This window comes from Chitinophaga sp. RCC_12 (assembly GCF_041360695.1).
Classification (GTDB): Bacteria; Bacteroidota; Bacteroidia; order Chitinophagales; family Chitinophagaceae; genus Chitinophaga.
On the sequence record NZ_JBFUPS010000001.1, the window covers coordinates 452,751 to 478,554 of the forward strand.

The 25,804-nt window shown below is 44.4% G+C and carries 25 protein-coding genes and 1 tRNA gene; 15 read left to right on the forward strand and 11 right to left on the reverse strand.

Annotated features, from left to right (window positions below):
- The first annotated feature begins 133 nt into the window (after positions 1-133).
- Positions 134-592 carry a hypothetical protein gene (locus AB6805_RS01760; RefSeq protein ID WP_370907748.1) on the forward strand — a complete coding sequence of 153 codons (459 nt, stop codon included), beginning with the start codon at positions 134-136 and terminating at the stop codon, positions 590-592.
- Positions 593-771: 179 nt separating this feature from the next.
- Positions 772-1,101 carry a hypothetical protein gene (locus AB6805_RS01765; RefSeq protein WP_370907749.1) on the forward strand — a complete coding sequence of 110 codons (330 nt, stop codon included), beginning with the start codon at positions 772-774 and terminating at the stop codon, positions 1,099-1,101.
- A 10-nt stretch (positions 1,102-1,111) separates the two neighbouring features.
- Here the strand turns inward: AB6805_RS01765 and AB6805_RS01770 are convergent, their stop codons facing one another.
- Together AB6805_RS01770 and AB6805_RS01775 are read right to left on the reverse strand one after the other, a co-directional pair.
- Positions 1,112-1,471, reverse strand: coding sequence for a VOC family protein (locus AB6805_RS01770; RefSeq protein ID WP_370907750.1), 360 nt, complete (start codon positions 1,469-1,471; stop codon positions 1,112-1,114).
- An 85-nt stretch (positions 1,472-1,556) separates the two neighbouring features.
- Positions 1,557-2,183, reverse strand: coding sequence for a hypothetical protein (locus tag AB6805_RS01775; protein ID WP_370907751.1), 627 nt, complete (start codon positions 2,181-2,183; stop codon positions 1,557-1,559).
- Between the two features lie 255 nt (positions 2,184-2,438).
- Here AB6805_RS01775 and AB6805_RS01780 point away from each other — a divergent pair, with 255 nt between their 5' ends.
- Both AB6805_RS01780 and AB6805_RS01785 read left to right on the forward strand, forming a co-directional pair.
- Complete coding sequence (locus AB6805_RS01780; protein WP_370907752.1) at positions 2,439-3,986, forward strand: glycoside hydrolase 43 family protein; 1,548 nt, start codon at positions 2,439-2,441, stop codon at positions 3,984-3,986.
- Positions 3,987-4,115: 129 nt separating this feature from the next.
- Positions 4,116-6,587: a hypothetical protein gene (locus AB6805_RS01785; protein WP_370907753.1), complete on the forward strand. Its 2,472-nt coding sequence runs from the start codon at positions 4,116-4,118 to the stop codon at positions 6,585-6,587.
- Between the two features lie 14 nt (positions 6,588-6,601).
- On the opposite strand, the gene AB6805_RS01790 is transcribed toward AB6805_RS01785, so the two are convergent.
- Complete coding sequence (locus AB6805_RS01790; RefSeq protein WP_370907754.1) at positions 6,602-7,474, reverse strand: AraC family transcriptional regulator; 873 nt, start codon at positions 7,472-7,474, stop codon at positions 6,602-6,604.
- Positions 7,475-7,670: 196 nt separating this feature from the next.
- Between AB6805_RS01790 and AB6805_RS01795 the strand changes: the two genes are divergently transcribed.
- The 4 genes from AB6805_RS01795 to AB6805_RS01810 are packed head-to-tail and all read left to right on the forward strand — an operon-like array spanning position 7,671 to position 12,155.
- Positions 7,671-8,789, forward strand: a complete 1,119-nt coding sequence (locus tag AB6805_RS01795) for an alcohol dehydrogenase catalytic domain-containing protein (protein ID WP_370907755.1) — start codon at positions 7,671-7,673, stop codon at positions 8,787-8,789.
- Between the two features lie 10 nt (positions 8,790-8,799).
- Positions 8,800-9,639, forward strand: a complete 840-nt coding sequence (locus AB6805_RS01800) for an alpha/beta hydrolase (protein WP_370907756.1) — start codon at positions 8,800-8,802, stop codon at positions 9,637-9,639.
- A gap of 14 nt (positions 9,640-9,653) precedes the next feature.
- Complete coding sequence (locus AB6805_RS01805) at positions 9,654-11,084, forward strand: hypothetical protein (protein WP_370907757.1); 1,431 nt, start codon at positions 9,654-9,656, stop codon at positions 11,082-11,084.
- A gap of 21 nt (positions 11,085-11,105) precedes the next feature.
- Positions 11,106-12,155 (forward strand): FAD-binding oxidoreductase, encoded by a 1,050-nt coding sequence (locus AB6805_RS01810; RefSeq protein WP_370907758.1) that lies wholly within the window; start codon positions 11,106-11,108, stop codon positions 12,153-12,155.
- Positions 12,156-12,159: 4 nt separating this feature from the next.
- Here the strand turns inward: AB6805_RS01810 and AB6805_RS01815 are convergent, their stop codons facing one another.
- From AB6805_RS01815 to AB6805_RS01835, 5 genes are all read right to left on the reverse strand, one after another.
- Entirely contained in the window at positions 12,160-14,292 is a 2,133-nt protein-coding gene (locus AB6805_RS01815) for a hypothetical protein (protein WP_370907759.1), read from the reverse strand.
- 273 nt (positions 14,293-14,565) lie between these two features.
- Complete coding sequence (locus tag AB6805_RS01820) at positions 14,566-15,237, reverse strand: response regulator (protein WP_370907760.1); 672 nt, start codon at positions 15,235-15,237, stop codon at positions 14,566-14,568.
- An 11-nt stretch (positions 15,238-15,248) separates the two neighbouring features.
- On the reverse strand, positions 15,249-16,043 hold the full coding sequence (locus tag AB6805_RS01825) for a sensor histidine kinase (protein ID WP_370907761.1): 795 nt from the start codon (positions 16,041-16,043) through the stop codon (positions 15,249-15,251).
- The gene (locus tag AB6805_RS01830) at positions 16,022-16,669 is read right to left on the reverse strand and encodes a hypothetical protein (RefSeq protein ID WP_370907762.1); all 648 of its coding nucleotides are present in this window, start codon (positions 16,667-16,669) and stop codon (positions 16,022-16,024) included. The genes AB6805_RS01825 and AB6805_RS01830 overlap by 22 nt, the downstream gene beginning before the upstream one ends.
- Before the next feature lie 3 nt (positions 16,670-16,672).
- Positions 16,673-17,248 (reverse strand): hypothetical protein, encoded by a 576-nt coding sequence (locus tag AB6805_RS01835; RefSeq protein WP_370907763.1) that lies wholly within the window; start codon positions 17,246-17,248, stop codon positions 16,673-16,675.
- Between the two features lie 321 nt (positions 17,249-17,569).
- On the opposite strand from AB6805_RS01835, the gene AB6805_RS01840 reads away from it, so the two are divergent.
- From AB6805_RS01840 to AB6805_RS01865, 6 genes are all read left to right on the forward strand, one after another.
- A complete protein-coding gene (locus tag AB6805_RS01840; RefSeq protein ID WP_370907764.1) occupies positions 17,570-17,962 on the forward strand; it encodes an ACT domain-containing protein in 393 nt (130 codons plus the stop codon).
- Between the two features lie 205 nt (positions 17,963-18,167).
- Complete coding sequence (locus AB6805_RS01845; protein WP_370907765.1) at positions 18,168-18,737, forward strand: Crp/Fnr family transcriptional regulator; 570 nt, start codon at positions 18,168-18,170, stop codon at positions 18,735-18,737.
- Between the two features lie 78 nt (positions 18,738-18,815).
- Positions 18,816-19,322, forward strand: coding sequence for a cupin domain-containing protein (locus AB6805_RS01850; RefSeq protein ID WP_370907766.1), 507 nt, complete (start codon positions 18,816-18,818; stop codon positions 19,320-19,322).
- Between the two features lie 639 nt (positions 19,323-19,961).
- Positions 19,962-20,165 (forward strand): hypothetical protein, encoded by a 204-nt coding sequence (locus AB6805_RS01855; RefSeq protein WP_370907767.1) that lies wholly within the window; start codon positions 19,962-19,964, stop codon positions 20,163-20,165.
- A gap of 168 nt (positions 20,166-20,333) precedes the next feature.
- Entirely contained in the window at positions 20,334-20,837 is a 504-nt protein-coding gene (locus AB6805_RS01860) for a DUF1016 N-terminal domain-containing protein (RefSeq protein ID WP_370907768.1), read from the forward strand.
- The gene (locus tag AB6805_RS01865) at positions 20,822-21,235 is read left to right on the forward strand and encodes a PDDEXK nuclease domain-containing protein (protein ID WP_370907769.1); all 414 of its coding nucleotides are present in this window, start codon (positions 20,822-20,824) and stop codon (positions 21,233-21,235) included. The genes AB6805_RS01860 and AB6805_RS01865 overlap by 16 nt, the downstream gene beginning before the upstream one ends.
- 140 nt (positions 21,236-21,375) lie before the next feature.
- Here AB6805_RS01865 and AB6805_RS01870 read toward each other — a convergent pair.
- The 3 genes from AB6805_RS01870 to AB6805_RS01880 form a co-directional block, all read right to left on the reverse strand.
- A tRNA-Lys gene (locus tag AB6805_RS01870) sits at positions 21,376-21,451 on the reverse strand.
- 81 nt (positions 21,452-21,532) lie between these two features.
- The gene (locus tag AB6805_RS01875) at positions 21,533-23,959 is read right to left on the reverse strand and encodes a penicillin acylase family protein (RefSeq protein WP_370907770.1); all 2,427 of its coding nucleotides are present in this window, start codon (positions 23,957-23,959) and stop codon (positions 21,533-21,535) included.
- Between the two features lie 52 nt (positions 23,960-24,011).
- Positions 24,012-25,127, reverse strand: a complete 1,116-nt coding sequence (locus AB6805_RS01880; protein ID WP_370907771.1) for an aminotransferase class I/II-fold pyridoxal phosphate-dependent enzyme — start codon at positions 25,125-25,127, stop codon at positions 24,012-24,014.
- 78 nt (positions 25,128-25,205) lie between these two features.
- On the opposite strand from AB6805_RS01880, the gene AB6805_RS01885 reads away from it, so the two are divergent.
- Positions 25,206-25,802, forward strand: coding sequence for a tRNA-(ms[2]io[6]A)-hydroxylase (locus AB6805_RS01885; protein ID WP_370907772.1), 597 nt, complete (start codon positions 25,206-25,208; stop codon positions 25,800-25,802).
- Positions 25,803-25,804 lie beyond the last annotated feature (2 nt).

The window sequence follows — 25,804 nt, forward strand, 5'->3', positions numbered from 1 at the left end:
AGTTCCTTATATTCGTGCGCTGTGCAACATCTTATCATCTTAACGATAGTAATCAATGCGGAAAGTCCTGATTTTAATTTTCATCGTAATCATCACCATTGCCTGTACTTACGCCCTCATTTATTACGTTGGGATGCAAGGTTTTGCATTTGCCTGGGCGCTTAATTTCCTGTTGATGGGCTGCGTGCTTTTCTTTACGGAAACATTGAAAGCCCCGCTTACCTCCCCTTACTATAACGAAAAGCCATGGGAACAGGGAGGGAAAATATATCAGTCTCTTGGAATAAATGTTTTCAGGAAATTATTGGTTTGGGTTGGCTGGGAAAAACTAAACAAAAAATCCAGCCCGGTGGAAAAGAATACCACAGCTTTAATGCATCTGCATTACCGGACAAAACAATCTGAATTAGGGCATATCATTATTTTGATGATAGTTTTGGGGGTTAATATTTTCGTGGCATTTAAATTCGGAATCCTCAAGTCGTTGTGGTTGTTAGTACTGAATATATTATTCAATCTATACCCTATTTTGCTTCAACGATATAACCGGCCACGAATTGAAAGGGTCATGAATATGAGTACACATAGATAAAGTGCCCGCATAATGTCAGTTGGAGAATATAGCCGCTGTTGTCAAGTCCAAAATTTCACGCATTTAAAATATCTTCTCTATACTATGTAGTTAATTATGCTGAGAAAATAAATGATCAATGACCAATATTTATTCCATCTCAGTTTTCTGCTGTACTTTTAAATACGGATACTTAAAAAATGGACGCAAAAAATATTTTCATCGCATGTAGTTACTACGCAGGTCGGATTAAGTGGGTGATGATAAAAGGCAATGAATGGAACTACATTGGAGTTGGTGATGATTATAATGAAGCTAAAGTAAATAAACTTATCGAGCGGCATTTTAGCGATTTGGAAATATACCTGATAATAGATCGGCATAATTCATTTCCAATTCAAACAAAAATCGCGGCTCAATCTATCCGGGGGCTACTAAATAAGAATGATCTTACACTCAGTAACAAGGACTTTACAAGAATGATAGTATTTAATAGAATAGGAGTTGTAAAATATGGCGAGCGCCTCTAATTTATGTTTTTCATTTATTCTTTTCTTCGGTAAGTTCAATTTTCCTTCCATCAAAATCTTGTACAATAGCTGTATATCCCCATTCTGTTTGGGCAGGCTCCGAAATAATTTTAATACCTTTATGTGTGAGGTGTTGAATTGTCAGGTTTAGATTTTCAACAATAAATCCTAATCTAGTTGTATGATCGGGTGTTATGACACCTTTGGGCAGAGGATAAATTTCCAACACGGCATTTCCGCCGATGCTGGCATAATGATAAGGTCCATTACCGTGCCTATGATAATCAAATTGAAAGCCCAGGTCTGAATAGAACTCAGATTGCTCTTGTAGCTTATCCGTTTTGATTACGATTAAATTTAAATTTACCATCCATTTAAAACTATTGCATAAAGCTAATAAAAGTTGCGATAACCCCAACGCTGCAAAAATGCTTCTTCTTATATAGGTAATAGAACTACCGCTCCCGGTTATTCCGTTGTACGTCCCTTTCGGCTAAAAATTTCGCTTTCTTATCTCCAAATTGATCCATAAGAAAAGAGTGAGGTTCCTCTACACAATGACCACTATCCAGAAAGAATCTTTTAAGCAAATCATATACTTCAAAATCTGCTCGAAGTCGTTGTACACCGGTTGTCATATGCTTACAGCTTAAACAGACGTTTAAAACGGAAACTATTTTACCCGTTGAATCATAAAAAATTATTCCATCCCGATAATAGGGAGCACAAAGAAAATCCAAACACTCAATTACCTCCATTTGCATGATTCGCTTCAAACGCATAACTTCAGGATCATCCATTTGAAAGGTAGCTATTTTCTCACAGGAACGATGAAAGGTCCCTCTATCGTCAACCAATAGCTCGAATCCGTTATACAGTCTATCTAGCTCCTCAAGCCTCGCCATCTCAGTCGCAGGCAATCTATCAAGTCGCCTCCGTTCAAACAATTCGTTATACTCAACCTTGAGAAGTGGATTCAGTCGATTGAAGGAATAAGTTTCCATATAGTCAAAGTTCAATTCTTTGATATAGTCTTCTGAAAGTATCCATGGCGTATAGTCGGGAGGTATTAAATTGAGCATGGGAAAGTATTACACTCAGTAAATATAGTATTTTCATAATAAAATACGATTTAAGTCTTTATACCTGTTAAGAAATCGCGGCATTACCCGCTCTCTTATACAACGCTTAATTTGACCATTACCAATGCTATTTTTGCAGGGGCAGCATCTGTCATAAATTCCACGTGAACATCGATTGTTTTAATATAATTTCGCCGTGAACATGAACGCAATACCGGGGAAATAACATTACCGGAAAAACAAATACAGTGATCGATGAAAAAAATCTTAGTATTATTTACATTGCTATGGCATTTCACTACCGCCTCCTCACAAACTACAAAAAGCTGGACACCGGATCTGGGCAATGGATATTTCACTAATCCGCTCATGTGGGGCGACTGGCCCGACCCGGACATTATCCGGGTGGACGATAAATTCTATTTCATTTCCACCAGCATGCATTATGTACCCGGCTGCCCTATTGCGGTTTCTAAGGATTTAGTAAACTGGGAGATGGGAGGCTATGCCGTTTCAAGGTATGAGGAAGATCCCCGTTATGACATGAAGGGGGGAGATATGTATCTGAGCGGCTCCTGGGCTGCCACCATCCGTTATCACGACGGCACCTTTTATGTGGGATTCTGCACACCTAAGATGGAAACAAAGGAAGGGCATTTTTCCATCTGTACTGCCAAAAGTATAAACGGCCCGTGGACAAGAACAATATTCAACGAGTACCTGTATGATCCGGGACTTTTTTTTGATGATAACGGCAAAGTATATGTTGTGCATGGACAGCAGGCACTTTATATTACAGCGCTAAATAGTGACGCGAAGTCCGTGAAAGTTCCGCAGCGGAAGATCTACGACAATCCTGCTTTTCCCTATCTCGAAGGATCGCATCTATACAAAGTCAATAACAAATATTATATACTAGGTTCTACTGGTGGCACGCGGGGGCGGGAGGTTTGTTTGCGCTCAGATAGCATATATGGTCCCTATGAATCGAAAGTAATCATGCAGGATGATCATACTTATCCCGGCAATGGCTTACATCAGGGTGGCATGGTACAATTGAAAGACGGCTCCTGGTGGGCTATTATTATGCAGGATCGTGGTCCTATCGGGCGTGTGCCAAACCTGGAACCGGTTACCTGGGAAGATGGCTGGCCGGTATTTGGTAAAAAAGGAATAGGGGTAGATACATTCCCCAAACCAGTTACAGGAATCTCCTCCCCGATTACTGTTCCTGCCAGCTCTGATGAATTCGACGCTGCTTCATTGGCATTGCAATGGCAATGGAACCACAATCCTGATAATAGTAAATGGTCATTGACTGAGCGACCGGGGTATCTCCGCTTAAAAGCGGGCAAAGCCTCAAACTTGTTTCATGCCGTCAACACTTTGACTCAGCGGGTAGAAGGCCCATATTCCGAAGGAACAATAGAAATGGATATCAGTGGAATGAAAGATAATGACATCGCCGGTTTGGGTGTATTCCAGGTTCCCTATGCTTATGTGGCCGTCCGGCAAACTGCAGGCAGAAAAGAAATTATAATGGCAATGAATGATAGTACTCTATCAGTTATTAATATAAAGCAGCCTAAAATTTGGTTTAAAACCGTTATAAGAGAAAAAGGCTTTGTTGCTACTTTTTCCTACAGTACTAATGGTAAGGATTTTTCTCCTATTGGAAGCGAATTAAAAATGGGGCTGGGACTCGATTGGACGGCCAACCGATTTGCATTATTTAATTACAACACCAGTCCATCAACACTTGCGGCTAGCGGACATGTAGATATCAATTGGTTCCGGCGGTAACCTTAAAATCCAACACCAGTAAATAAAACGGCAAAAAATGATGAAAATACATTAGTATACAAGAAGCAGAATGAACAATTTGCGACCGGTATGAAAAACGCGCTCCCTACACTCATCTAAAATATTGAAATGAAAAAGAGAAGTCTCATCAAGCACCTGGTTCCAATCCTGGCTGTTCTGGCAGGCATGGCCGTTTTGCCGGTTACCGCACAGGTAAATTTCAAAACGAAGCAGTGGAGTATCCAGCTGGACAATTCCGGGAAGGTGACCAGTATGAAGAGCCTTGCGCTGCAAAAAGAATTCATATTTGCAGATAAGGCGACTGCGCTCATGAGCATAAAGAAAGAAGGCCATATCCTTGCTCCGGGGAGTTGTGCCTGGAACGCAAAAAATTCAGAACTGTTATTATCTTATCCGCAGGCAGGCGTAGAAGCAAAAGTAAAAGTGCAGCGTAACGATCGTTACATTAGTTTTGAACTGACCCAACTAACCCCTTCTGAAAATATTGAGTTGATATTATGGGGGCCATATCCCGTTACCATCGCAGATACAGTAGGCGAAGTAGTAGGCGTAGTACGGAACAAGGAGTTTGCTATCGGCATCCAGGCGCTGAATGTAAAAACACTTGGAGGATACCCGAACGAAGAAAGCGATATTGAACCATCCTATGACGTGTTTGAAGGCCACAACAAGGTAGATGTAAAGGAAGATGACATGAACAAGCAGTCATTCAGAGGAGACGTTGCCCGTCCTACTGATTATGGGGCGGTATTGCAGGCGTATTGCCGCAACCGGGACAAGGACCGGGTTATTGAAAACTGGGGGCATAGCGCTTACCTCGCCCCTGCCTTCAAAGATGGCGGTGTTACAGGCAGCAAGATCGCGCTTTTCGGAGTAGCGAATGCTGATGTGCTACCCACTATTTCGCAGATTGAACTCAAAGAAGGATTACCGCATCCGCTGCTGGATGGTGAATGGGGAAAACAGGCTTTGCACGCCTCTGAATCATACCTGATCATGGATTTCGGCATCGATAACCTGCAGGAAGCAATAGCGGTTACCAAACAGGCGGGCCTTCGCTATCTTTATCATGGCGATCCTTTTGATAACTGGGGTCATTTTAAGCTGCATGCGAAAGAATTTCCGGAGAACTGGACCACTATGAAGCAGTGTGTTGAAACCGCAAAAGCGAAGGGGGTGCGGCTAGGCATCCATACGTTATCCAATTTCATCACCACCAACGATCCCTATGTAACCCCGGTACCCGACCCGCGGTTGGCAAAAGTAGGTTATTCACAACTCAGCGCAGCCATTGATGCCAACGCAAAAGAAATCGGGATCAGGGACCCGGTTTACTTCAATCAGTTTCAAAACAATACGCTAAAGTCAGTTGTCATAGGCAATGAAATTATCCGTTATGGAACCGTATCCACCTCTGCTCCCTGGAAACTGCTTGATTGCCAGCGCGGCTCCTTTGGCACCAATGCTGCGGCCCATTCTGCAAATGATACTATTGGTAAACTGATGGATCATCCGTACAAAGTATTCCTTACCGATTACGCGCTGCAGGAAGAAATGGCGAAAACCCTTGCACGGTTATTTAATGAAACGGGCCTGATGCAGATATCTTTCGATGGACTTGAAGGCTGCTGGTCTTCCGGTATGGGTCAGTATGCGAAGCAGTTGTTTACAAAAACCTGGTACGATAACCTGACACCCGAATTGAAAGGAAAAGTGATCAATGATGCCAGTATGCCCGGCCACTACTTCTGGCATATTTACACCAGGATGAACTGGGGTGAGCCCTGGTACGCCGGCTTCAGAGAAAGCCAATTGCAATTGCGCCTCAAGAATCAGCAATTTTTCCGCCGCAACCTGATGCCCTCCATGCTGGGCTGGTTCAGCCTGCGCCCGGAAACCACCCCGGAAGATATAGAATGGATGCTGACCCTTGGCGCCGGGTATAATGCAGGCTTTGGACTGGCTACCAGCCTCGAAACATTGCGAAAACACGGAAAGAAAGACGAGTTGCTGGGATTGATAAAGACCTGGGAACAGGCCCGTATGGAGAATATTTTCAGCGAAGCCCAGAAAGAGCAGATGCGAAGTTTAAAGCACGAATTTCACCTGGAGATGACAGGCAATAGTCAATATAAGTTAACTCCGGTATATAACGCGTATTTTAAACATACGCAACAAATGAAACAACCCGGAGAGCCGGTTTTTTCCACATTGACGTTTAATAACCCGGCGGCTTCCCAACCGGTGTCTTTTATTATCACACTCGCTGCCAGCAAAGAGTCTGATCCGGATGTAACTTTTGATCAGATATCAATAGGCATTAATCACCAGGATGCGTTGATATTGCCGGTAAGTCTGAAGAGAAACCAATTCCTGAAATGTGATGGCAAAATAGTACAGGTATACAACCGGCAATGGCAATTGCTGCAAACCCTAGATCTGAATAAACCGCTGCCGGTTTTATCCAGTGGCACGAATGAAATTACTTTCGACGGGAAATATTCAGGTGAAAACGGGGCAGACGTGAAGTTGGAAATCCGTTCCAATGGCCAGCCTGAGCTGATTCAAAAACGGCACTGATAAAACAATTGTCATTATGGGATATATGGGTTAGGGGTTTTCTGAAATTCGGCCCTGTATTTTTGTGGGGAGCAGGATTTAAACTTTTTAAACTGGCGGTAAAAGAAAGGAAAGCTTTCATATCCTGCAGCATAACCCACCTGGTTGGCATTCATATCTGTTTCAATAAGCAATTTACAGGCAACATTAATCCGGTATTCATTCAAAAACGCGAAGAAGGTTTTTTTCATCACCTTACTAAAAAACCTGGAAAAATATTGTTCGGTCATATTTACCTCCGCTGCAATAGCTTTCAGCGTAATTTTCTTATTGTAATTCAACCTTACATACTGATAAACGGTATTGATCCGCTCGTTTTCTGTATAATTCAGGTTATAGGAAAACCCTTCTTCACATAATAGGTCATATTGATCTGTTTGGGCTAAATCGTTGAGAATTTGCAGCACCGATATTAGTTTTTCAAACGGCGGCATCGCCGCGATATTCAGTAGCCTTGCTTTTACGCCTTGTGCAATATTTTCGTGAAACCTGATGCCTTTACCCGCCAGCTGGTGCAATTTCTTAATCCATCTGAATTCTTTATTATCCAGCCAGCCATTACCCAATAAATCTTCGTTCCACTGTATCACAATAGCAGATGCCACATCCTGCTGATCTTCCGAATTCCTCCAGCAATGCGGCAGATGAGGCCCTAAAAGCACAAAGTCATCTTCCCGGAAATAGCCAAAATGATTGCCTACGTATCGCATACCGCGACTGGAAAGTATATAGGTCAATTCATATTCAGGATGATAATGAAAGGGGTAATCAAACTCCTTTTTTTCCTGGATATGGAAATTCAGGGAGGTGGTTTCCTGCTGGGCAATAGCCTCAAACTGTGCTTTCATTTCGTGTGCTTTGGTTTACAAAAAGAGAGATCTGTACCCGGTGACAAAATAAGGTAATAATTGATCAAAATCAGCACTTAAATCAAAGGGACGATAGGATATTTTTGCTAAAACCAGTTTAAAATGCTTTTCACGTTCCTGGTGCTTTTGGGCAAGCCTCCTCTTTTATTGTAATCAAACTAATAAATAGTCAAATATGTCAATTAAATGTAAAGCTGCACTTACAAAGGGGGACGGAACTTTAATGATTGATGAAATTGAAATTCATGAACCGGAAGCTGATGAGGTAGTAGTTAGAATAAAAGCCGCCGGTATATGTCACACGGACTATGATTCCCTGAAATGGGGTAAGCCCATGGTCATTGGCCACGAAGGAGCGGGTACTGTGGTTAAATGCGGTGCAGCGGTTACTGATATTGCGGCAGGAGATAATGTGGTACTCAATTGGGCTACTCCCTGCGGCCACTGTTTTCAGTGCCTGGAGGGCAATCAGAATATCTGTGAAAACAACTCACCCGTAACCGCCGGCGGCAAAGTATATTCCGGCGGCCATGCACATGCTGCGGGCACAACCTGGAAAGGAGTCCCTATTGAGCGGTCATTTAACCTTGGCACCTTTTCCGAATACACCCTGGTGAAATCTTCTGCGATTGTAAAAAACTATTCCAGGGATATGTCTTTCCAGGCCGCCAGTATTATCGGCTGTGGGGTTATGACCGGCTACGGGTCTGTGGTGAATGCGGCCAAAGTGAAACCAGGCACTTCAGTGGTGGTACTGGGAACAGGTGGCGTTGGCCTGAGTGTGATTCAAGGGGCAAGAATAGCCGGTGCAGCAAAAATTATTGCTATTGATATCAATGAAAAAAGACTGAGCATGGCTGTGAATTTTGGCGCCACCCATACAATTACGGCGAGTAAAGAGGACTTAGGACTGCTACAGGCTTCCATAGCCGTAAAAGCATTAACGAATGGACGGGGTGCAGACTACGCATTTGAATGTACCGCTGTCCCTGAGTTAGGGGCTGCCCCATTGGCAATGATTCGCAACGGAGGCACCGCGGTTCAGGTCAGTGGTATTGAGCAGGAAATTACTGTAGACATGACCCTGTTTGAATGGGATAAAACCTATATCAATCCACTTTACGGAAAATGCCGTCCGGAAATTGATTTCCCTAAGCTCATCGACTTATACGACTGTGGCCAGTTATTACTCGAAGAAATGATTACGAAAACATATGATTTAGAAAACCTGGAAGCTGCTTTCCAGGATATGTTGCAAGGAAAAAATGCGAAAGGAGTTATTCTGCTCGGCTAAAGATATGACCATGTCAAAGTTCAGAACCATAGAAATTTCAGACCCGCGATATGAATCAGCCAACCTGCGGTTCATGACTGTTAAATCAGAACATTTGAGGGGACGTGGTGACATCTGCATATTTGTACCACCGGGTATCAGTGCTTCAGAGGTACTCCCGGTTGTAATACTGCTGCATGGCGTTTATGGAAGCGCCTGGGCCTGGACGCATAGTGCCGGGGTACACCTGCAGGTAATGGAAATGATACGTTCCGGAGAAATCCCTCCCATGGTGCTGGCCATGCCTTCCGATGGGCTTTGGGGGGACGGATCTGTTTACCTTCCGCATAACGGGTATGATTTTGAAAAATGGATTGCGGAGGACGTGGTGGCTGCACTGTCTGAAAAGATTGCAGGTGTGACCGAAGCATCCCCGTTATTTATAACCGGACTTTCAATGGGTGGTTTTGGTGCGTTACGCATTGGCGCTAAAAATGGCAGCCTTTTCCGGGGCATGTCCGGCCATTCTTCCATCACCTCCCTGGAACAGATGTCATTGTTTGTAGAAGAAGAACTATCGAACTACCGGCAATTATCCGCGGCCGATGAGCATGTTTTTCAGACAATAGACCAACACCGGTACCATTTGCCGGCCATGCGGTTTGATTGTGGCTGCGATGACGCGCTGATTGAATATAACCGGCAATTGCACCAGCAACTCGAGGCAGCCGGCATTGCCCATGAATATGATGAATTTCCGGGTGGACATGAGTGGCCGTACTGGACAGCGCATATTGGAAAGTCCCTTAAATTTTTCGCACAACAATTAAGGCACGCGCCAAAAGATAATAACAATTCAATTAAACCATAAAACCAGATAACATCATGCTTGCAGAAAATTATATTGGTTATAAGGGCCTACCTGAACTGGTAGGACTGCATGAAATGAAAGATGCCATTACCAAAGGGCTAACGGTGACCGAAAGTGTAGCCAGGCTGAAACGCTATCATTGGACGGCCAAAAGGCTCGGTCTTATATTTACCAGCCGCATAGCTTCTATGCCAGTCTATGAATTGAAAATGGCTTTTTCATTACATGCCCATTACCTCGCAGAACATGTTGAACCATTTTTCAACAGGGTACGCGAGATGCGGCAACCTCCATATGGCATGGACACAACACCTCACGAAACACTGGATATCCTATTGGATGAAGTACAATATGCACCCACCACGGAGGCTTTGGTATGGGGAATTTATGGTGTTATCATCCCTTCGCTGGTTCGCGGACTGGAACGTCATATTGCGGAGAATAACCGGCTCTTTGATCATCCCACTTTCAGGATCTGCCGCCTGGCGCTGGCAGACATAAAAGATATTGACGCATATGGTCAAAAAGCTGTGAGCGCACTTATCGATGAAAATGCCAGGGAAGCATACGGTGAATGGATTAATTTATTAACCGGCTGTCTGGCAACCATAGGCGATCTTGACGGCACCCAGACTTGTATTGAAAAGCCGGTCAAAAAGATGTATTCACTACAGCCTGCTGAAATCTCCCTTGTACCCAGGAGAGATGAACGCTTTAAGGATGTATACAATATGCGGGTAAACGCGGAGTCGTTCTTACTGGATCCGCAATTTCCACCGCTTCCCAAAACGATCATGCTCTACTTCAAGCGAATGAGGGAAATAGATGTTCCCGAAATGATGTCCAGTATTGTGTATGAAACGAAAGATAAGCCCTGGAACTATTATAAAGATATGATCCGGCAGATATGGGATGAAGCCCGGCATGCCATGATGGGAGAAGTAGGATTTACTTCACTGGATATCGACTGGAAAACTATTCCCTTCAATATCACCTGGTCTTATCTGTTGAACACAAAAATGACCAGTAAGGAGCGTCATTCCATTTTGTACTTTATTGAACAGGGATTAATGCCGGCCAAAACAGGTAAAAAATATGAATGGGATGTGGCAGTAGCCACCGCCAACCGGTTGACCGAATTAATCCAGGATTATGACTGGGCCGATGAAGTGTTACATGCCAAAATAGGCAGGGATTGGATTGTTCCGGAATTAGGTGGACAGAATGAGGCAATGGAATATGGTAACAAAGCATGGAGCAAAGCATTAATGGATGCTTATGATAAATTTCTCGAAGCAGGTTTAACAGCACATCAGAACTGGTGGCCGGATATTTATAAGAAGGCATGCCAGCATTGGGGTATTGAGCCAGATCCAACAGTGCTTGCCTATGATATGAATTATCGCGACATACGTGCGGACAGACAGGAGGTCGCCGCAGATTAGAATTATTTAAAGGCAATATGTATGACATCGTACAAGCAATTTGAAGTTATTAAAAAAGTGTTTGAAAGTAAGGACGTTGTATCCCTGTATATGAAGCCGGTAAATTCGCCGGATCTTCCGGTCTTCCGGCCGGGACAGCATTTAATGTTCAAATTCCATATTCCGGGGCAAGAGATACCTGCTTTCCGGTACTATAGTTTTTCTGACCACTATAACAATGGGTATTACCGTATCTCTGTTAAAAAAGAACGCATCCTGGACCAGGGTGTTGTAAGAGCGGGCTTATGCTCTTCCTACATATTCGATATTGTAAAGGAAGGTGATTACCTGGAAGCGAAGGGGCCGGCGGGGGAATTTTATATTAATGCAGAAGAGATGCACCCGCTTGTTCTCATTGCGGGAGGTATTGGCATCACGCCGTTGCTCAGCATGTTGAAAACTATTGCCAAAGTCAATCCGCAAAGAGAGGTTTATTTTTTTTATGGCGTTAATCAACAAGATGAACACAGCTTTTTGGAAGAGCTATCCCAGCTGAAAAAAACACCTGCTAATTTCAACATCTATACCTTTTACAACCACGTACTCCCGGGTTGTATAGAAGGGCTACATTATGATTATACAGGATTTATTACAGTAGAGAAAATGTTTGCATTGTTGTCCGATATTCATATGGACTATTATATCTGCGGCCCTGCTGCTATGATGCAATCCATCACAGGAGCCCTGGAGAAGGCAGGTGTATCTGCCTTAAATATTCATACCGAATCCTTTAGCACAATTGCTGGGGTTCCTGAACAGAACAACCGGGAATCCAGTGAATGGATAATAGAATTTACTAAATCGGGGAAAAAACTACTTTGGGATCAGCGCTACCGGTCTATCCTGGAATTTGCGGAGGCCAATGATATTGATATCTCCTCAGGTTGTCTCTTTGGAGATTGCGGAACCTGCCTTACAAAATTGCAGCAAGGCGAAATTAAATATATCCATCCTACCATGGTTCAACCGGGCAAAGATAACTGTTTGCCTTGCAGTTGTGTACCTTCCAGTCACCTTGTGCTGGATGCCTGATTTTTTATAACCTGGCTCTCAATTGTATTGGCGGTGATTTGATTCCCCCGGTAACTTCATACAATCTCCAGGTATTTTTGTCGTTCCCAGCTTCCAACTTCCAGCTTTTAGCAGGATCGGCCAGCTGTATCTTTACCTGGCGGGGAAACGCATTGGCAGCGCGTGCATCCTCCCAGGTCCGGATAACTTGAAATATGGCATCTTTCTGCGGGCAACTTTCTACATCTTTCTGGTTCAGCCGCATACTGTAGGTAGTACCCAGCCCCACAGAAATGGCTTGTATATGCTCGTACTGCTCCACCGTTGATTTAGCTGTAATAGGAAAGTTACCGCCCATGCCCACCGGGAAGAAATTGGCGTAGGTTACATCACGCAGATCTTTCCCCTGGCTGGTAGTACTCCCCCACTCCCTGGTATCAACGTCATACAGGTTTTTTCCTCCGCCAACATTCCAGATACTCTGGTAATGCCAGGAGCCTTCCGACAACGTGGCACCGGTGAAACGGATATATGGCACGCCAACTGTGCGGGCATATTCAAACATTTTGCGGAAGAATCGTTTGGCGGAATAATAACCATGCCCGTTATTGAACAGAAATTCCTGTCCGTCGAAATCATAGTAAGCCAAACCATTGATCTTACACACCTCTCCATAATATTTTGCTATCTCATCCTGTAGTTGCATGTTTGGAATCACACCATCATATCCGTAATTAACAGTCACCTGCAGTTTGTAAACAATAGCCCCTTCTTCATGGCTTGCCGGAACAGTATTCCAGTACCCGCGCTTCACATTCAGTAACCGGTATGGCGGCTGATCCGACACACCCAGGTAATGTATTAGCTCCTTGCCGATTTTTATCATATTCAGGTCTTCGCAATGTCCCTCCCAACTGGCAATTTCATCCATGTATTTTGGATCATTTACAATGATAACCGTATCCGTAGGACTAAGCTTGCGGATAAGCAAACGCTTTTGCTGATAGCACAGGCTGTCGCTCGGAACAGGACTGGCATCCATGGTGCCAGGCGCCAGCGAATTGGTGATAGGCGTTCTACCGATCAGAATTCCCTGCCGGGCAGCCAGTGCTGCAAACTCCTTGTGCGATTTGTTACCGGCCGTCATTTTTATCGGCTTCCTTTCAAATCTGCTACCATCTATATATCCGTTAGTTCCCCTGTCGGGTCTCAAAAATCCCTGGTCGTATAAACTAATCGCCTTAAATCCCAGGCGGGCGGTATAAGATATGATGCTGTCGTATAAACCACCGTCGGTAAGAGCGTCCGGCACAAAAGAGGCTGGGTCTTTTATCCACTTTCCATTAATAACAGGATGAGGTAATTTCTCGGATATAACGATTCCCTGGAGCACGTCCAGGAGAGCCGTACTATCCGGGCTGCCCCACAAGGCTACGGAAGAACCAATATAATCAACTCCGGCTAAAGGCTGCACCTCAATATGATTGGGCTTATTTGCGGCCATATGCGGGATCAGTGAAAACAAAATTCCCCGTTTGCGGGAGCGATCCCGGGATTGATAAGAAACAGCAATACGTCCCTGTTCATCTACCTGTGCTGCATCACCATACATAATACGGTACCACGGTTCCTTGTGCGCATAAAACGCCACATCGCTGATGCCATTTCCACCCAAACTAAATACCTGTCCTTCATGCAGGGTATCCGGCAACGGGAATCGCTTTGTATCCGGTGTATGAATGATATATTGAAACGGCGCTGCGTCTCCCACAGTTGCGATGGTACCACCCAGGGTGTTATCATTCAGCGCCAGCATGCCTATCGCGTAGTTTACGGCGGCCGTGGTATCTCTTGCAACACCAATGATCTCTCCTAAAAGGTTGCTGATATTTGTGTGATATGCGCCCCATTGAATGCCTTCAATATTATTTTTGGAAGACAGGGACAGCAGGGTAAGTTTCAGGTACTTCGCATGCTGCGTAAGGCGCACCTGCGCTATTGACCCATTGGAATAAGTCAGTGAAAACAATTTATCCGATGGTTGGTAGGATGCCGTTACCGGTTCATAATATTGCCTGCCATCGTACAGCTGCATCAGCGGCGATGGCTTATCTGCCGGGCTAAATTCCCGGTACGGCCTCACCGTAATGTTCTTCATACTGGTGATAAAGCCCCGCTTATCAATATGAATCTTAAAATAGCCGGTTCGAAAATCCCACTGTGCGTACAGGCTACAGCTATATAATGTTACCAGCAAAACAAAAAATATCTTCTTATTCATCATCGTTACTTTATTCTCTCCGGAACAATCAGTAAAGATTAAAAATTAATAATGGTGTAACAAGCAGGATTTTGACAAGATCTGCTGTTATTTTTGCAGTTGAGGATCTGATTGTAGTGATGCGGTGACTCACGAACGTAAATGACAATATTATTTCAACGATACGATATTATTCCGGATGGCATACAACACCAAACCGGTAACATTCCGTGAACCTGTTTTCTGCAGCAGGTTATTCCGGTGACCATTAACCGTTTTTACACTAATAAAAAGTTCCTGCGCAATCTCCTCTGCGGTATATTGTCTGCATACCAGCTGCAAAATCTCTTCCTCTCTTTTGGTGATGGAGAGGTTCTGTGGCTTGCTCCTGACAGCTCGCACCGTTCTGAGTTGCAAGGCCTTTAACGCGCGCTCATTGATATAAGATCCTTTGGTGTACACCGCAATGATGGCTTCCTGTACTTCCTGTGGGGCACTGTCTTTCACCAGGTAACCATGCGCACCGCATTGAATTAACTGGTTAATAAAATTCTCATCGTCATGGACCGACAGGATAAGGATCTTCATTTCAGGATAGGTAACCGCGAGCTCCTGGGTAACGTGCTGACCGCTGTATTCTTTGTCGCCATCCGGTGGCAGGGAAAGATCTACCAGCATCACATCCGGGAGAACAGTCGCCTGGCGCAGTTTATCCTGCACGGAGTAACCATCAGCAGATTCAAATATCACCCTCATATCCTGCCAGGTATTAATAATCGCTTTCATTCCCTCTCTGAAAAGCACCTGGTCTTCCACTAATCCTATGTTGATCTCTTTTTTCATATGGTAACGTATTATGCAGGTAATGTTAATCGGACAATGGCGTAGTATCCGCCTGATTCCTGGTTGCCCATTTCCAGTTTTCCACCGAGCGAATTCACCCGGCCCTCAATACTCTTAAGGCCCAGTCCCTTGCTGGTATTACCATCCGACAGTCCTCTCCCATCATCTGTATAATAACATACCAGTTCCTGGCCGTGCCGGAAAAGATCTACTCTTATCGATCTGGCGCCAGCATGTTTGAGCGTATTATTAATCATTTCCATGATGATGCGGAACAGGCCAAGGTTTACCAGCCAGTGCAGGCCGTCCATAGGGGCTTCACAGCCCAGTTCGATCTTTATTTCACCAGCCCTGTTGATCTGTTCCGTTACCGACTCCAATGCGGCCTTTAACCCGAAAGATTCCAGCTGTGGCGGCATCAGGCGGTGGCTGATACTTCTCACACTTGCGAGCGCCGTTTCTGACAATTGACGAACATACTGCAAGGGCGCCTGTAATTGCTTTGTGCCATCAGCACTTTGCTGTTCGAGTACCATGAGATGCATGCGCATAATAGACATCACCGCTCCTAGTTCATCGTGCAGGTCTTGTGCAATACGTTTCCGCTCTTCTTCCTGCGCATGAATATTCGAGCGAAGCAGGTCCTGTTGATAACTACTTTTCAATGCCTCCTGCCTGAGTTTCTGCACAGACAAATTCTTTTGAAAATGCAGGTTCAGGAACACTACCCCAATACCGATGATGAACACAATCACCGCCAGTGGCAGCAATGCATTTAAAAAACTCAGGTCTTTGATCGTTTCCATAGGCCGATAAAAAAACAGGTGTACATAACAATGGAAAAGAATGAGTGAAATATCCAGGTGTACAAATTCAGGCTCCTGCTGAAAGCAGTGATAACAGCGCCAAAATAAAATATCAGTATACTGGAAGAATAATAGATAAACAATCCTGAATTGATCCAGTTAAGACTGCTGATATTCCGGCCGCTTGTTTCTTTTACAATATCACTCAGAAAGAACCGGTAAGTGAACAATGCCAGGATCACAATGAGAATAGCCTCCACCGTTAATGCGATAGAATTGAAAGTATGAACAGGCTGAATGAACAAAGAGTTGATGGTTGTAAAGAGCAAGAATAATATGGCGATGGACCATATTATTCTTGCATCTATGAATCCATTGAGCAAGGTGTTATAGAACCATGCCAGGCAAAGGAATCCTGCCGCCACGTATATGTGTAGCAACGGCATATTGTTTTTGCTGACGAACCAGAAAGCCAGGGAAGTGAATTGTATAACGCCCGACAGGAAAATAAACCAGGAGAACACTTTCAGCTCACGGGGCAATTTGCTGTAGTGCAGGGCAGCATATACTACAGTGAGTAAAACAGGTACATGTGATAACAGTATTATCGTTTCTGAGAAGCTCATATATCAGCGGTAAACTTTAAGGGGGCCTGGCTGTGGGCAGGTATTCGGACAAGGGGCGTTGAGATCCAATACGTACTGGTCGTAAGCAGCTGTTCCTGTTGAATCAATATTTGCGAGAATGGGATTTGCACCTTTGTCGAGTATAACATCCATCCCGGCGTTCCATTTGCTGGGATCCTTGCCTTTCAGGCAGGCATTATCTACCGGTACGAGGTACAACTTGAACCCTACCTTTTCCTGAAACCCAAGATACACCCGGATGTGTTTGAACCTGCATATAGACGAATCGGCGAGTTCCGGAGGCAGCCCCATGGCAGCCAGGAGGTCTACCGCACGGATGGTATAGGATTCTACTGGTGCGGTGCCTTTCCAGTGGATGCGGCAAAGGCTGTCGTATGATTGAATGCTCTGACGGGCTGTTACGAGGTTTACCAGTACACGTCCTACACTGTCTGTGATCTGGTTGCAATCATTTGCCGAAGTGGTTCCTGGTTTCGCTGTGCCTGCGGACGGCTGATTTTTACATCCTGCGGTGGAGAGGCCCAGCACCAGGATAAGAGGAAAGAGGTGTTGCTTCATTTTAAGTGTGTTTTATAGGATTTGGTTGATAGTGTACGACAAAGATGCTGTAATGTAATTACAAAAAATGTAGCTGGTACCGGGAGGGCCGCAAAAACAGGTATAAATACCTGCATCTTTTCCTAAAACAGATAATAATGCCTGTTTTCAAAAGTACTCATTTCTTCTGAGTCTGAGGTAAAAGTCCGTATTGGAGGTTAGGGTAAAGGGTGCGATCTTTACTCACAAAAAATGAAGTTTATAAGGAACTGAAGTTGAAGTAATTCTATCTTTCTTGGTTTATTGTTTATAATTTTGATAACTGGAATTAAACCATATATAATGAAAGGGGAAAAAGATTTAAATATATTACTGAAAAGCATGAAGCCGAAACACAATATTGGCGACTACGTTTTTTGCGTTGTTAATGACTTAACGAAAATTAATATTGATGACATTATATTATTTTTCAAAGAAAAAGAAGGAACCACCATCATCATAAAGAAGGAACTGGCTGACCATTTGAAACTTGACTACTCGTATATTTCCGCTTGGATTACGTTGACAGTTCATTCATCACTAGAGGCCGTTGGTTTGACCGCTGCCTTTTCTGCAGCCCTTTCTGAAGCGGGAATCAGTTGCAATGTTGTGGCCGCGTTTTACCACGACCATATTTTTGTACCCAAGGAGAGTACAGAAAAAGCAATTGAAGTGCTAAACAGGTTTTCAGCATAAGACATTGTTGTTTTCACTACACCGCAAACGCTTTATATTACATATATTGCAAATTCCGTAAAATATAACCGTATGAGCTGGAATTACAGCGTAATGAAGAGAAAAAACGAATCCGGCGAATATGACTTTGGAAACTATGAAGTATATTATGACAAGAACGGTAATATCGAAAGTTGGATAGACTCAGCTTATTAAATTTACGCTCATGAACAACTTTTGGAAAAAAGTGACCATGTATCATCCGCTGTCAGATGAAAGCCAACAGGCTTGGGCGAATATCATTAAAAGGCGTACCTACAAACGCCATGAAACATTGGTAATGGAAGGCCAGGTTCCACGGCTGGTGGCCTATGTCGTGAAAGGACTGCTCTCGCAGTACTATACAGCGCCGAATGGAGATGTGGTTATTAAACGTTTTTTTCCGGAAACATTTCTGGCAGCCTCACTGAGTGCGATGTTGACCCAAAGTCCCAGCCAGTTTACGATCCGCGCGCTGGAAAACACCACGGTATTAGAATATGATTTCGATGAATTTAAAAAGCTGACAATGCTTTGTCCTGATATGGCCGCGTCGTATATCCGTTACCTGGAGATACATTGGGTTGTGGAAAAAGAGCCACAGGAAATATCACTACGCTATGACACTGCCAAAAGCCGTTATACTGCCTTCCTGCAACAATTCCCGACGTTAGAACGCCGCCTGAAGCAGCATGAAGTCGCTTCCTATCTTGGTATTACACCTACTCAACTGAGCCGCATACGTGCCGGGTTATAATTTTATTTGAAGTATCAACATTTGTAAATGTTTTTTAGGTTGGCATGTCGGAATTTTGTCTTCATAAAAATGAAATTTATGAAGAAGATAGACTATCTGGAAGATCAGCTCGCCAACAAGGCTACCATACATCATCCCGGGGAAGGAGAGCGTTTGGAAGTGGGAGAAGCATCCATTGTTTTCAAAGTGACCAGCGAAATGTCGAACAGCCACCTGGGAGTATATGAGATCACACTGCCACCACATACCATCGGTGCCAGGTTGCATTACCACCGTTTTATGGATGAAACTTTTATTGTAGGCAAAGGTACCCTCACTGTATACGCTGGTGAAAAGACACATCACCTATTGCCCGGATCTGTTGTGTATGTACCACGTTTCACGCCACATGGCTTCGCCAATGATACGGATAAACAGGTAGTACTCACACTCATTTTCAATCCGGCAGAGAAAAGAGAAGGCTTCTTCCGAGCGCTGGTGGATATACTCGGCGAACAACCCATTGACCCTGCCAAATATCTGAAACTGTATAATAAGTACGACAGCTTCCCCGTGGATATTAATAATATGTTGCCGGTGAAGTGACTAAAACGGTGGAATCGGACTATAACTATCCTTCGGCGCTTTCCATTGTACCTACCCTCCTGCCTGACAACGGGATTTAAAAGGTACTCTTAAAGCTTGCAGCTCATGGAGCAGTGCTTTTATTAAATCGTACGATTTGATGGGATAACTGATCGTTCTCCTGGCTGTTTCATGGGCTATGATGTTGTTCCGTTCAATTGTTCTCTTTCATGAAGATGGTGGATGGTTTTGAACAGTCAGGCCTATGGGTACTTGAACCTTGTATATATCTGACAATAGCGGACTAACATTATAGGCGAAAAATCAGCAAAAATATCGAACGCAAAAAAGCCTTCAAATCTTCCGACTTGAAGGCTTTTGCATTTTTCGTGATTCCTATAGTACAGAAATCGAACTTTCTCCTACACTGTATGCAAGCATTACCGTCTCTAGGTCATTAAATCCTCAGCGCTGATACATCGAAGCACACCTATTCCTAATCCAATAAAAAAAAACATTCTAATACGCCAAAATGTTATCAGGTCGTTAATCCTCTTTCATTCTGTTGATTGATTCACCTCTACATGCCCGTTCTTTTAACTTATCAGCCAATGATAACGGTATAATGACCATTATTTAACGGCAATAATAAAGAAATTTATGAATGAAAAGGCTTACAAAGATTGGCTATTAGAAATAAAAAACAAAGTACGACAAGCTCAACTAAAAGCGGTTGCCAATTTCAATATTGCTTTAATTAAGCTTTATTGGGAACCAGGGAAAGAAATTGTCCTACGACAAACCAAATCAAAAATCCCATCATTTCAATCCATGCTTTTCAAACATCACTATAATAACAAATAGCACTCATTTACATCAAATTAAGACACTGTATTAACATCCTTAAAGTATATTTGCTCTGCAACTTTTTCATATGGAACTACTGGAAGAAAAATATAAACAGCTTGTTTCTGGAATAGGACAATTGTTAGCCTCCGGAAGGAAAGCGCAGCTCAACAAATAAATACCATTTTGGTATATACCTATTGGGAAATCGGGCGATATATTGTAGAGTATGAACAAAAAGGGAACGAGAAATCCGAATACGGAAGCCAGTTATTTGACAAGCTATCCAAAGACCTCACCGCGTCCTATGGCAAAGGATTCAGCAGATCCAACCTGCTATACATGAGGAAATTATATAATAATTTCCCAAAACGTGAGACACTGTCTCACAAATTGACATGGAGCCATTATTTTGAGATCCTCAAATCAGATTCAGATCTGGAAATTAGCTTCTACGCCAAACAATCTGAAAAAGAAAAATGGAGCGTAAGAGAACTAAAACGGCAAATGAAAAGTATGCTATTTCATAGACTTGCTTTAAGTACCGACAAAGAAGGAATTTTAAGACTGGCCAATGAAGGGCACGAAGTACAGCAAGCAGAAGATTTACTGAAAGATTCATTTGTATTGGAGTTCCTAATATTCCTGAACAACACCTATATCTTGAAAACGAATTGGAAGAAAAGCTGATTAATAACCTTCAGCATTTCTTATTGGAACTAGGGAAAGGATTTGCGTTTATTGGCCGGCAATACCGCATGAGTATTGGTGGCAAACATTTCAGACTTGATCTATTGTTTTATCACAGAATATTGAAGTGCTTTGTTTTAATTGATTTAAAAAGAGGAGAAATTGATCATACAGATATTGGTCAGATGAATCTATATCTCAACTATTTTAAAAAGGAAGAAGCATCTGAAGGAGATAACGAACCTGTGGGAATATTATTAGGGGCATATAAAGATCATATCCTGGTTGAATATGCAACAAGTAGTATAACGAACAAAGTATTATTAGCTAAATATCAATTATACCTACCAGATAAGAAACAGTTAGAAAACGCATTGAGCAAATTACTTGATCATTAGTGACGGTTAACACTATTTAATAAAGTCCTGCTAACCACAACGCTATCTTTTCACATCTTTACCACTAAAAGCAAAAAAACCTTGTAGAATCAGCTTCTACAAGGTTTTAATTACGTAAGAGTATTTAGTTTTACTCCTGATGGTGATCCCCTTGGGACTCGAACCCAAGACCCATACATTAAAAGTGTATTGCTCTACCAACTGAGCTAGGGAATCTTTTACCCCGTCTTTTTGTTTAACGGAGTGCAAAGATAGGAATTATTTATTTCCAGCCAAATTTTCCTGAAATTATTTTTATTACTTCCCTGTAAACACAAGCTTGTAGCGGATTACAGGATCATCTTTTTCCTCGGCACTGAAAATATGCAGCATATAATATTTGCCCGATACCCAGTCATTTACACTATTATCATAAAACGGACTACCCGGATTTCCGCTTTGTCCGCCGGGGTAAATACCATATGCTTCCGTTTTATCTGATAGCTGTACCACCATACGCCAGGACGGACCATGTGTTTGCTTGGTGGCATTCACAATATGCTGTCCACCGCCCGTATTCAGGTGTAACGCGCTGAAAGCAGGAATGCCGCGGGAAAGGTGATTGATATCTGTACCACGCGCTTTTCCCAGCTCCAGCCTGCCCGCTTTATTCAACTCAGAAAGTTCAGTGACGGTTTGTGCAAATGCGCCTTGCAACAGCTGGGATAACGTTTCTTTTTGTGGTGTATTAATGTTGTCGATAAAATGGAAAGCGGTGTCGCGCAGCAGCAATTGCAATGTGGTGATAGACTGCGGATAGGTCAGGATGGTAGTATCTTTGGGATGCAGTTCATCCTGCCAGATGGTATCTTCCAGGTGCGCCCACAGCGTATTGAAGATGCTGGCTGCTTTGCTGTCGGGTGTGGCCATAAAATCCCAGGAAGTTAACAGCTGCCAGTAGGGCTGCTGTTGCGCAGTGAGTGAACTGGTATCGATATGCTTCCTGATCATAGGCATGGCTGCAGCGGCGAACAGGTTCTTGTCATCATTTTGCAACTGCATCATATCCTGTGTGGTGATGGCGCTCATGGCGGATAACCTTTCATTAATACGCTTGCCACGGAAAAGGTCATATTCGCCATACAGGGCATATGGATAGGTGCTGTCGGTCGGACGTTGATTGGCAGAACTCACAAATCCCCTTTCCGGATTTTTTATATGCGGCAATTCCTCATGAGGAATAAATCCCTGCCAGGCATAGGTGCTGTCGCTGCCAGGCATGATCCATTTGCCCTGATCCTTCCACCGGAGTGGATACTGACCGTTATGCCAGATGGCGATATCGCCGGCTTTATCGGCAAATACAAAGTTTTGTGCAGGGCAGGTATACCTGTTCAGTGCATCCAGATAATCGTCGTAATTACGGGCTTTATTGAGCTTGTTGAAAGTAGCCAGTTCATTGGACGGGTCCAGCGCTTTCCAGCGCATGGCCAGGAAGGTTTGTCCGGCTGTTTTATCGGGGAAAGTATTATCAAAGATAACCGGGCCAAATACCGTGTAGGCAACGGTATCGCGAACGGTGGCGCCGCCTCTTACCTTAATTTTTTCTATGCGCAGGTCTGCTTTACGGTAACTGCCATCGTACAGGTATTCGCTGCGGCCGTTACGGAACTGCATGCTGTAATAATCCTTCACATCTTCTTCTCCGTTGGTAACTCCCCAGGCGATGTGGTCGTTGAAACCGATGATCACGCCGGGTGCGCCGGGAAGGGAAGCGCCGTACACATTCATGCCAGGTGTATGGATCTGTACTTCGTACCAGAGTGAAGGCAGCGACAGGCCAAGATGCGGGTCACTGCAAAGGATAGGCGCACCGGAGCGGGTTTTGCTGCCGCCTACTGCCCAGTTGTTGCTGCCATTATCCGGATCTGGTTTGTCCGTTTTAAACTTCATATATGCTGCGGCGACGGCCAGCACACTGTCTGGCGGAGTAGCAGGTTTTATGGTGGCGGCCGGATAAGTAGTCCCTTTCGGTATGATGGGGTCCGTAGCTTCGTGGAAATCAGGATACATCAGGTCAAAGTCCTGCAAAGAAAATAAACGGCGCGCATTGGTGAACTCGAGGTCATTGGCGAATCCCGCGAGGTCATGCGCCATATACTTCAGCAACAGCGCCGATTTGATGATATCCCATCTCTCAGGCTTATAATCCAGTATTTTATATTCTACGGGGTAAGTGGCAGGCGTAAGGGTAGCGATAAAGGCATTCACGCCGGCAGCATAGGAGGTTACAGCCACTTTGGTAGCCGGATCTGCCAGCATTTCTTTTACCGTCCCTTCTGCAGCGTATACCATCCCAAGGCGGCGTTGCCTCCGGTCGTACTGCACCAGTTTAGGACCCAGTATTTCCGATAAACGGCCAGCAGCGGCGTAGGTTTGCAATTCCATCTGCCAGAGACGGTCCCGCGCTGTTACATATCCCTGCACATAATAAGCATCCGCTTCATTTTCCGCAAAAATATGCGGCACCATACGGTCGTCATACCAAACCTCCGTTTTACCGGACAATCCCGGTAATACCAGTTGTTCACGTGGAAATTCACCAATAGATTCAGCATTCTGCCAGAAGCCCGTTTGCGGACTTAACAGCTTTCCCAGTGGGGGTATCTGTCCCAGTTTATGACTGAAAGCGTATGTAAGCGATAAGGTAATGGCTGCGGTGATAACTGCGGGGATGATTCTCATATTACATATCGGATGTAATATGTAAAATACATCAAATTTGATTCATAACCGCTTATGCCTGTAATACTTTTATAAGATGGTCCACCTCTTCCGGCGTATTAAAACTATGCAATACAATGCGAAGGCGCTCCGCTCCCCTGGGTACCGTGGGATGCAGGATGGGCCGCACATCCAGTCCGGCCGACTGTAACCGCTCCGCAATGCCGCGGGTATGTTCATTACCGCGTGTCAGCACTGCCTGTATGGGTGTGGTGCCCGGCAATAATTCCGCATTGACAATGCCCGCGCGGAATTGCGCAATCAACGCCGACAGTTTTTCTCTTTCTGCCTGCATGTACGGAAATGCGGCATAACCCGCCTCTATGGCAGCCAGTGCAGCGGGTGGTAAGGAAGTTGTATAGATAAAGGACCGGGAGAAGTTGATCAGGTAATCGCGTAATATCTCCGAACCCAGCACCACGGCGCCATGACAGCCAACTGCTTTTCCAAAAGTATGAATACGTGCAAAACAGTCGGCCGTTAATCCGAGATGCTGCACCAGTCCTTCTCCCCTGTTGCCGATGATGCCGGTAGCATGCGCTTCATCTACTATCAGGTGTGCATTATATTGCCCGCAAATGGCTGCAATAGCTGCCAGTGGAGCCAAATCGCCATCCATGGAATACACCGACTCTACCGCAACAAAAATATTCCCCGTGGCATGTTTCAGTTTCTTTTCCAGGTCAGCAACATCGCTGTGCACAAATGAAAACGACTGTGCTGCCGATAAACGCACGCCATCACGGATAGAGGCATGTATCAGCTGATCGTAAATGATAGTATTTCCCTTGCGGCCCAGGCAGGAAAACACGCCCAGGTTGGCATCATAACCTGAGTTATAGATCAGGCCTGCTGCCGCCTCGTGAAAATCTGCCAGGTCGCGTTCCACAGAAACAATCCACTCATAATTACCCGCCAGCAGCCTTGATCCGGTGCTGCCATGCGCCGGGTGCCTTTCCTCCATCAACGTATGTATATACTCCCTTACTGTTGCATTGCTGGCCAGTCCGAGGTAATCATTGGAACAAAAATCCACTTTATCCCCCGGCAGCCGCAATTCGCGGAACGACTGCTGTTTCCTGCGCTCATCCAGCAACTGCGCTAAAAAAGAAGTACTGTCTTTACTCATGATCTGTGTTTATCGATGCACAATTTAAACTTTGCCGTTATCTTCGCAAAAAAGCCGCAGGCTAACCGCTATTTTCATATGAGCAAAGTATCAATACTCGGACTAAAACTGCCTACCGATCCACGATGGGTGAATCTGGCTGCCATTTCATTACAGGACATTCTTACGGATCACGCCTATTGCGAACAAAAAGCGGCATCTTCCGCTATTTCGCTGATCCAGCGCAACCCCGAAAGAACAAGGATGGTAGAGGAACTGGCGCCCATTGTTACCGAAGAATGGGGACACTTCCGGCAGGTGCTTGCTGAAATGAAAAAACGCGGCCTCTCTTTAGGCCGGCAGCGGAAAGATGATTATGTAAATGCCTTGATGGATAACCGGGTGAAAGGTGGTCATGCAGACGATAGCTTCCTCGACGCCCTGTTGATCTTTGCACTGATTGAAGCCCGCAGCTGCGAGCGTTTCCGCCTGCTGAGCGAAGGCCTGGAAGATGAATATATGCGCGAATTCTACCGCAAATTCATGATCTCCGAAGCAGGACACTACCGCCTCTTTATTGACCTGGCCAACGAATATTTCCCGGAAGAAAAAGTGCGCAACCGCTGGCAGGAGTGGCTGAAAATGGAAGCGGAAATACTGCAAAACATCGATGTCCGCGGCGACCGGATGCACTAGCG